Source organism: Flavobacterium sp. AJR, assembly GCF_002156885.1.
GTDB lineage: Bacteria > Bacteroidota > Bacteroidia > Flavobacteriales > Flavobacteriaceae > Flavobacterium.
In genome coordinates, this window is record NZ_NCWQ01000126.1 from 1 (window position 1) to 8,300 (window position 8,300).

Sequence of the window (8,300 nt, forward strand, 5' to 3'; positions counted from 1 at the left end):
TTTTATATTGTTTTAAAGATACACGTTTTTCTTACAGTACAAAATTAAACAATAAGTAAAATTAATTATTTGGAGTGTCATCATCCTTTTAATAAATTACCAATAATCGGGAAAATCCCAACTATTTTTTATGTAACTAAATTCTCTTCATTAAACACATTTCGTAATCATACTTTATTTAAATTATCGTCTTTTTTTACAAACAACGTAACTAGTTACGTATTTTTTATATATTTGCGTAACTAGTTACGTAATTTATGATACAGAACGATTTTTTAATAGAATTACAATTGGTGGGACTTACCAGCCGATTAAAGCGACTTACGGATAATATACTTTATAGTACTAAAGATTTTTATAAAGCTGTTGGAGTAGATATTGAGCCTAATTGGCATCTTATATTCTTGCTTTTAAAAAAACATGAAGAACTCACAGTAACCGAAATATCAGAGCGTTTGCAAATGTCACATCCTGCAATTGTTAAGATTATCAGGAACATGAAAGCAAAAGGGTATATAGAAACCAAAACTGATACTACCGATTCACGGAAACAACTGCTATATCTTACTGAAAAAGCAAAATTAGCCTTGCCTCAATTAGAAAAATGTTGGGAAGCTTGTATTCTTACCATGAACGAATTACTAGATGGAAATGAACTTTTCTTGAAAAATCTAGAACTGATTGAGGAAAAAATCGGAAAGAAAAGCTACAAAGAGAGAACTTTAAATAATTTAAAAAAAATATAATGTTTAGATACGTTTTAATGGTACTTGTAGGCGCTGCAAGTTTTGGTATTCTTTCTTCATTTGTAAAACTTGCTTATCAGCAAGGATATACAACTCCTGAAATATCTTTTATCCAAGCTCTTTTAGGAGCAATAGTGTTATGGTCTATTGTTTTTTTTACAAATAAAGAACGTCGTAAACCTAAAGAAATAGGGTGGCTTTTAATTACAGGGGCAGCAATTGGTATTACAACTTTTCTATATTATTTATCGGTAAAATTCATTCCTGCATCTATTGCAATTGTGCTACTTATGCAGTTTACATGGATTGGTATTTTGCTAGAATGGCTTTTGTATGGCAAGAAACCGCTTAAAATGGAATTAATAGTAACTGCAGTTGTTATTTTCGGGACGATTTTGGCAAGTGGAATAAATTTTAATGAAGGGAGTTCTTTATCATTAAAAGGTATTGGATTTGTGCTGTTGGCTTCCCTTATTTACTCTATTTATATTATACTTAACAGCAAGACTGGAAAGGAAGGAAACTGGCAAAACAGAAGTGCATGGATTATGACAGGTTCTGCTCTTTGTATTTTAATAGTAAACTTTCAGCCTATCGTTTTCTCTAATCATTTTGACTTTCATTTATTAAAATGGGGACTTTTTCTTTCTGTATTCGGAACCATATTACCGCCAGCTTTGTTTGCTGTAGGTATTCCTAAAGTAGGAGTAACAACAAGCGGCCTTTTAATGACTGTTGAGTTGCCAGTAGCTGTTCTTACTGCTAGTTTGGTGTTAGGAGAAAATATAACTTTTGTCCAGATCATTGGAATTATAATTATGATAGCAGCAATTATAGCCATGAATCTAAAAAAGGCAAAAAGCACTTCTGTTTGACATTTTTTTTCCCTTCTAAAGTAAAATCAGAAATTAGAAATGAATTAAAATTCTGTCTAAATAAACTATCGCGAGAATACTTTAAGAGAAAATTAAAATGACTATAATTCTTATACAGTATATTGCAAACTCAAACAAGCTCACTTTTTGTACCTGATATAAAAAGATTTGCTATAATAAATTTGATTAGAATGAAATTGAGGAGAAAACCAAAAATGACATTAAAATACTATTTTGAAAAAAACTTTAATAATGCCCAGTTATGGGAATTTAATAGCGAAAATGTAGAATTACTGGTAGAACTGGTGAATTTAATTCGCCCGAAAAACCCAAAAACTGTTACTGCTGTTGATTTATCGGAGCTAATTAGTCTACTTAAGGAGAATGAAAATTATCGTAACGGACTGATGGTTTGCGTTAATGCCCATTTAGAAAAGAAAAAGTTTAATAAAATCCTTTCTGATGCAGGTATTCTTCAAGATGCCAATTTCTTTTTTGAAGTTCGCAAAAGGATTTTCGCTAAATTAATTCCCGAGCAACCTGAAAAGGACACATTACAATTTATTTTAAATCAAATATTCTTTGTTAATACTGACCCAATATGGATTAAAAAAATACCTCAAGAGCAAATTCTAGAGCTATTTTATTTGCTTAAATTTCATTCTATTTATGGATTCACTGACGAAAACTCTTCGTTTAATGAGTTAATTTTTGCAATGGAAGTAATTACTTATCGCATTTGTGGGTCTGCCATGGAGACTGATGTAATACAAATGGTGCCAGAATATGAAAATCTCGAAAGCCCATTTATTGCTTTTCAGCGAGAATTGTTATTAATGAATGAGAAACTAATTGACTCTCCTGAGAATGCTATCAACGAAGATGATTTAGGTTACAAACAATTAATTATTCTGCACAAACAATGTGTAGATTATATAGAAACCGCTTTTAAAAACAGTAATAAATTTGGTATTTCATTACACGTAAATCAGAGTCTGTTAAGAATTCGTCAGCAACTTCAGCGACTTAAATCGTTATTACCACTTTTGATACAAGGCAATCAAGAAGATGCTAAAAGGAATACAATTTCTCTAGCATATAAACTGATTAAATACAATTGTGATAAAAATAATATCCAGAAACTAGTTAATGAGAGTACTCAGCTTTTATCTTATGAAATAACCCAACATACTGCCAATACTGGAGAACATTATATTACAAACAGTCGTAAGGAGTATTATAAAATGTTTTATTCTGCTGCTGGTGGAGGTTTTATCGTAGGAATACTGTGTATCATTAAACTGTTATTGGGTAAAGTAGAAGCAAGCGGATTTGGACATGTCTTTTTATACAGCATGAACTATTCTATCGGATTTATAATCATTTATATTCTTGGGTTTACGCTTGCAACAAAACAGCCTGCAATGACCGCTTCTGCACTGGTAAGGGCTTTACAAGAAGGCTTTAAGCAAAAAACACAGGACAAAAAAGACTATAAGTATAAAGAATTTGCAATATTTTTTGCTCGTGTATTCCGCTCACAGTTTATCGCTTTTGTAGGGAACGTTATTATAGCTTTTCCGGTTTCATTACTCGGAATCTGGCTTATTGACCAAACCTTTCATTATAATATAGCTAAGGAAAAATGGCCAACTTTAATGCAAGATCTAAATCCGATTTATTCTGCAGCAATTTTCCATGCAGCCATAGCAGGAGTTTTTCTGTTCTTATCAGGAATTATTGCGGGTAGTATCGCCAATCGTGACAAACACAATCATATATACTATCGTATTCAGGAACATCCATTATTAAAATTGAGTTTAGGTAAAAAATGGACTAAGAAATTAGCCTCTTTATATGAAAAAAAATGGGCAGGTATTATTTCTAATTTCTGGTTTGGTGTTTTTATGGGAAGTACCGCTTTTATTGGGATATTCTTCGGATTAAATATAGATATCAGGCACATTACTTTTGCAAGTGGAAACTTTGCGTTGGCTTTATACGGAACCGACTTTTATGTTACCCAATGGATGTTTATCTGGTCTGTTTTAGGTATCGGAATCATCGGTTTAGTCAATTTTATGGTTAGTTTCAGTTTATCGCTTGGACTTGCTTTTCGTTCCCGAAACATTCCGCTTTCAGAACTAAGACAAGTGGCAAGAGCAATCTTCAGGTACTTTTTAAGTAAACCTATGCATTTCTTCTTTCCACCTAAAAATAGCAGTATATCGCAATAGCTATTTACAAAACTCATTATTTCTTAAGTAATAAAAAAGGTGCTGTCTAATTTTTGGACAGCACCTTTTTTTTAGAAGTTTTAGAAAATTATAATCCGTAATTGCTCCATCAGAACATTGTATTTATAGCACAGATATCATAAAATTAAGGCCTAAATCCACCATATTAAACAAGGGTTATGTGTTGTTTATTTTTTAGTTTATATCTATTTATTTAGGTCTCCATATAATTTATCAACTACTTTTTCCAAAATTTCTCCTGTTTCATTAAAGCTGGTATTTGTCAATATAGATATTCCCATATTTTTTTTAGGATAAATCACAAACCAATTTTGCATTCCGTATATACCTCCGTGATGTCTATAAATTAATTCATTATCATTTTCTAATATATACCAATGATAACCCTCCCAAAAATCAGAACCTTCTTTGTATAATTTTTTATGAGATTCATTTACAACAAGATTTGACTTGTCAAGTTGTAATTTCATATATTTTACTAAATCCGTAGGCGTAGAGTGCAATCCTGAAATTCCGCCCCATAAAGTTCTATTGAAGTTTGGCATTAACTCGTTTTTATCATTGTAGCCCTTTACTAAAATTGCTCTTTCATTATCATTTAAGGTGAATTTGGTTTGGTTCATTTTATTTGGTTTCAAAACAAATTCAATTACCAATTCCTCATAAGGTTTTTGATACACTTTTTCAAGTATATATGCTGTTAACTCTGGAGCTGTGTTTGAATAGGAATATATTTCTCCAGGTTTCGTTTCAATTTTGATTAGTTTTAATCCTTCAAAAAAAGCTTCTTTATTTTCGCTTTTTATAGGGAAATTAGGAAACCCACTTGTATGCGTGAGGAGGTGCTTGATTGTTATACATTCTCCATTAAATTCTAAATTAGGATAAGGTTCGCTTAGATAGATTCTAATATCATCATCTAAATTTATTTTTTTATCAAGTACGGCTTTAGCGGCTACATAGCCCGTAAAAGTTTTAGTTACAGAAGCTAATTCATAAAGTGTAGAATCGTTTGGTTTGTTTCCTTTTCCAATAGATAATTCTCCAAAATGTTTTATTGTAGATTCTCCATCTTTAAACACAGCTATTGAAACAGAATGAAATCTTTTGTCCTCTAATAACTGTAGGGCATTTTTTGTAATCGCATTTTCAACATTTTGCTGATTACTTTTACACCCAAGTAAGGCAAAAAACAAAAATATCGTTAAATGTTTTATTGTCATAATTTATAGTTTAATTATATGATTAGATTGCACATAACGTCAGTTTGTAAAAAAACTTTGGTTTTGTTGTAAACAAATATAGGAAAGTAATATTTTCAAAAAAGTCTTTTTTTTACTTTAAGTGATGTAACATATGCAAGGAATTTCTCGCTATTAGATGTGATTTTCAAATTTAGAAAATACTTTAGCTCTCAGGGAGTTTTAGAAAATATGAAGTGGAATTACTCCATCGGAGCATCATATTTATAGTAAATGTACAGGTTCTTGAGTTAGAGCTACAGCGTAGTGATATTTAGTTTTTTTCTGCAGATTAATATATCACTCAATGGACAATGTTATTAAATTAAGAAAAATAGCTGCAATACTGTGTATCCAATAAATCTCACGCAAAGTCGCCAAGCCGCCAAGTTTACGCCTAAAACCTTTGCGCTTTTGCGCAAAAATAATTCACCATAATTAGATCAAAAGAGCTTAACTTAATGACATTGCCCTACGGGGTTTTGCAAAATATTTTTATGAATTTCTATAAATATAGCGTTCCTCTGGAACTTAGAATGATATAAACTTATATCTTGATTAAGAATACATCTTACGGGCACGGAAAGAACTTCCGCGTTATCGGGTGTTGTAAACATTGCCAACGGTTTTAACCGTTGGAGCGAAATACATTATCGCAATCTGTATCACACGCCTTAAAGGAACAAAGGTTCTAAGGCACTAAGAATCTAAGACTTGCTATAACCACAAACTTGTCATCCTGACGCAGGAAGGATCTCCGTTAGTAACTCGATTATTAAAAGAAACAATCTAAGAAGGGAATCGAGTGTTTACTCTAAACCATAAACATTGCCAACGGTTTTAACCGTTGGACCATAATGCATTATCGTAATCTATATCACACGGTTGAAACCGTGAGCTATATGAGTATTAATTAAGAACCATTTTATTGTACTTATTGCGGTATTCGATTGGGTTTAATCCTGTAACTTTTTTGAAAATACTACGAAATGCTTTGGTATCTGTATAACCTACATCGTACATTACTTCGTTAATATTCTTACGACTGGTTTCAAAACTCTTTTTAGCAAATTCAATTTTTACTCTGTTTATATATTCTAAAACAGAATTATTGGTCGCAGCTTTAAATCGTCTTTCAAAACTTCTTCTGCCTAATAGCACTAGTTCTGCCAATTCATCAATTGTAATTTTCTCCTGAATATTATCTTCTATAAATTCCTGTGCTTGTTTAATTGCTGTATCATTATGATTTTTTTGTCCCTGAAACATTGCAAATGCAGCCTGGCTATCTCTATCTATATCAATAGCAAAATACTTAGAAGCTAATATAGCAGTTTGTCTATCCGTATATTTTTCTACCAGATGCAATAACAAATTCCAATAAGAATTTGCTCCTCCACTAGAATAAATACGCAGTTCTTCAGTAATTATACTTCCATCTACAACTTCTACTTCGGGAAACATTTCTCTAAACTCGTTTTGAAAACCCCAATGTGTAGAACATTTTTTATTATTTAATAAACCTGTAGATGCCAATAAGAATGCGCCAACACATAAGGAAGCTACTTCGGCTCCTTTATCATATTGTTCGTTTATCCAAGGCAAAAATTGTTGATTTAGAGCTATTGCATTCTTCATATCCCCAAACAATGCGGGTATTACAATTAGATCAGTCTTTGTAATATCTTTTAAAAGATGAGATGTATTTACAGAATATAATCCGTCATTTAGCTTTACTTCATTTTTTAAGCCAACTAACTGTACTTCAAACAGCGGTTCTTTACCAGATGAAATCATAAATTGGTTTACTGCCGAAAATAAATACTGAGGGTCTGCAATAGCTTGCAAAACAGAACTTTCAGGAACAAGAATACTAACTTTTTTTATCATAGCTTTAATTTCTTACTATTTCAAAGATAAATATAGTTTGTCGCAAATCACCCTTTTGTTGTCATTTTTGTATATTCATATTCTATTATTTCTGTTCGATCTTTGTATTAATCAATTAACAATTAAAAAATTAGACAAATGGCTACGAAAATTTTTATCAATCTGCCTGTAGCAGATTTACAAAAGGCAATGTCCTTTTATTCAGCAATCGGATTTACAAATAACCCACAGTTTACAGATGAAACTGCTGCTTGTATGGTTTTGACCGAAGAAATCTATGTAATGCTTTTAACGCATTCAAAATTTAATGAATTTACCAAAAAAGAAATCGGTAATACTTTTAAAACCGCTTCTGTAATTAACTCTTTATCTGTAGATAGCACTCAGGAAGTGAATACAATGATCGATAAAGCCGTAGGAGCAGGAGGTAAGGAATCTTCTGAAGCTAAAGATTATGGTTTTATGCAACAACGAAGCTTTGAAGATTTAGATGGGCATCTTTGGGAAGTTCTATATATGGATCTAACTAAATTCCCACAACAATAACACAATAAAAATGGTACAGCTTAATTCTTATTTAACATTTAATGGCAATTGCCGGGAAGCTATGACATTTTACAAAGCTTGTCTTGGTGGTGAACTCAAACTACAAACCATAGCCGACTCACCAATGGCAAAAGATTTGCCTCAGAAAATGAAAAAATGTATTTTGCATGCCACACTTAAGAGTGACTCTATTGTAATTATGGGATCAGATATGGCTCCAGAAAATTTAGTTAAAGGTAATAATGTTGCTATGATGCTTACTTTTAACACTGAAGAAGAAATAAGAAATGCCTATGCTTATCTGGCTAAAGATGGCGTTGCAACTCATTCTTTAGAAGTAACTTTTTTTGGAGCCTTATTTGGTCATCTTACGGATAAATTTGGTTATCAATGGATGCTCTATTATTCATCTGCTAAAGATTAACTATTACTATAAATTGTATCACAAACTAAACCAACACGATTATGTCATTTCAAGCGTATATAGATAACATTAAAGCCAAGACTGGCAAAACACCAGCAGAATTTAAAGAACTGGCTGAAAAGAAAGGATTCCTGAAAGACGGAAACATTATTGAAACTGTAAAAGCCACCCAAATTACCAATTGGCTTAAAGAAGAATTTGAATTAGGTCATGGACATGCTATGGCAATCTACGCTTCATTCAAAGGGAAAACAGAATAAAATATTGCGTAAAAGCAAAATAAAAAGAAGCCGTATCGATGTAATATTTGATACGGCTTC

At 31.7% G+C, this 8,300-nt stretch carries 8 protein-coding genes; 6 read left to right on the forward strand and 2 right to left on the reverse strand.

The features are described 5' to 3' along the window. Nucleotides 1–257 precede the first annotated feature (257 nt). From B8T70_RS22005 to B8T70_RS22015, 3 genes are all read left to right on the forward strand, one after another. A complete protein-coding gene (locus tag B8T70_RS22005; RefSeq protein ID WP_052259378.1) occupies nucleotides 258–746 on the forward strand; it encodes a MarR family winged helix-turn-helix transcriptional regulator in 489 nt (162 codons plus the stop codon). Beyond that, a complete protein-coding gene (locus B8T70_RS22010; protein WP_086896240.1) occupies nucleotides 746–1,621 on the forward strand; it encodes a DMT family transporter in 876 nt (291 codons plus the stop codon). Before B8T70_RS22005 ends, B8T70_RS22010 begins: the two co-directional genes overlap by 1 nt. A gap of 215 nt (nucleotides 1,622–1,836) precedes the next feature. Beyond that, entirely contained in the window at nucleotides 1,837–3,858 is a 2,022-nt protein-coding gene (locus tag B8T70_RS22015; RefSeq protein ID WP_240474670.1) for a site-specific recombinase, read from the forward strand. 206 nt (nucleotides 3,859–4,064) lie between these two features. Here the strand turns inward: B8T70_RS22015 and B8T70_RS22020 are convergent, their stop codons facing one another. Then, the gene (locus tag B8T70_RS22020) at nucleotides 4,065–5,102 is read right to left on the reverse strand and encodes a serine hydrolase (protein ID WP_039117370.1); all 1,038 of its coding nucleotides are present in this window, start codon (nucleotides 5,100–5,102) and stop codon (nucleotides 4,065–4,067) included. 927 nt (nucleotides 5,103–6,029) lie between these two features. Beyond that, entirely contained in the window at nucleotides 6,030–7,010 is a 981-nt protein-coding gene (locus tag B8T70_RS22025) for a GlxA family transcriptional regulator (protein ID WP_086896241.1), read from the reverse strand. A 138-nt stretch (nucleotides 7,011–7,148) separates the two neighbouring features. Between B8T70_RS22025 and B8T70_RS22030 the strand changes: the two genes are divergently transcribed. Genes B8T70_RS22030 through B8T70_RS22040 form a run of 3 tightly spaced genes read left to right on the forward strand, consistent with a single transcriptional unit; the run spans nucleotide 7,149 to nucleotide 8,240 of the window. Continuing rightward, nucleotides 7,149–7,556: a VOC family protein gene (locus tag B8T70_RS22030; protein ID WP_039112063.1), complete on the forward strand. Its 408-nt coding sequence runs from the start codon at nucleotides 7,149–7,151 to the stop codon at nucleotides 7,554–7,556. 10 nt (nucleotides 7,557–7,566) lie between these two features. Then, nucleotides 7,567–7,980, forward strand: a complete 414-nt coding sequence (locus B8T70_RS22035) for a VOC family protein (RefSeq protein WP_086896242.1) — start codon at nucleotides 7,567–7,569, stop codon at nucleotides 7,978–7,980. Between the two features lie 41 nt (nucleotides 7,981–8,021). Further along, the gene (locus tag B8T70_RS22040; RefSeq protein WP_039112061.1) at nucleotides 8,022–8,240 is read left to right on the forward strand and encodes a DUF4287 domain-containing protein; all 219 of its coding nucleotides are present in this window, start codon (nucleotides 8,022–8,024) and stop codon (nucleotides 8,238–8,240) included. Nucleotides 8,241–8,300: the final 60 nt, after the last annotated feature.

Coding starts and splice junctions, on each gene's coding strand:
- B8T70_RS22015 (WP_240474670.1), top strand. CDS start 1,837: ATGACATTAAAATACTATTTTGAAAAAAACTTTAATAATGCCCAGTTA.
- B8T70_RS22025 (WP_086896241.1), bottom strand. CDS start 7,010: ATGATAAAAAAAGTTAGTATTCTTGTTCCTGAAAGTTCTGTTTTGCAA.
- B8T70_RS22020 (WP_039117370.1), bottom strand. CDS start 5,102: ATGACAATAAAACATTTAACGATATTTTTGTTTTTTGCCTTACTTGGG.
- B8T70_RS22030 (WP_039112063.1), top strand. CDS start 7,149: ATGGCTACGAAAATTTTTATCAATCTGCCTGTAGCAGATTTACAAAAG.
- B8T70_RS22040 (WP_039112061.1), top strand. CDS start 8,022: ATGTCATTTCAAGCGTATATAGATAACATTAAAGCCAAGACTGGCAAA.
- B8T70_RS22035 (WP_086896242.1), top strand. CDS start 7,567: ATGGTACAGCTTAATTCTTATTTAACATTTAATGGCAATTGCCGGGAA.
- B8T70_RS22005 (WP_052259378.1), top strand. CDS start 258: ATGATACAGAACGATTTTTTAATAGAATTACAATTGGTGGGACTTACC.
- B8T70_RS22010 (WP_086896240.1), top strand. CDS start 746: ATGTTTAGATACGTTTTAATGGTACTTGTAGGCGCTGCAAGTTTTGGT.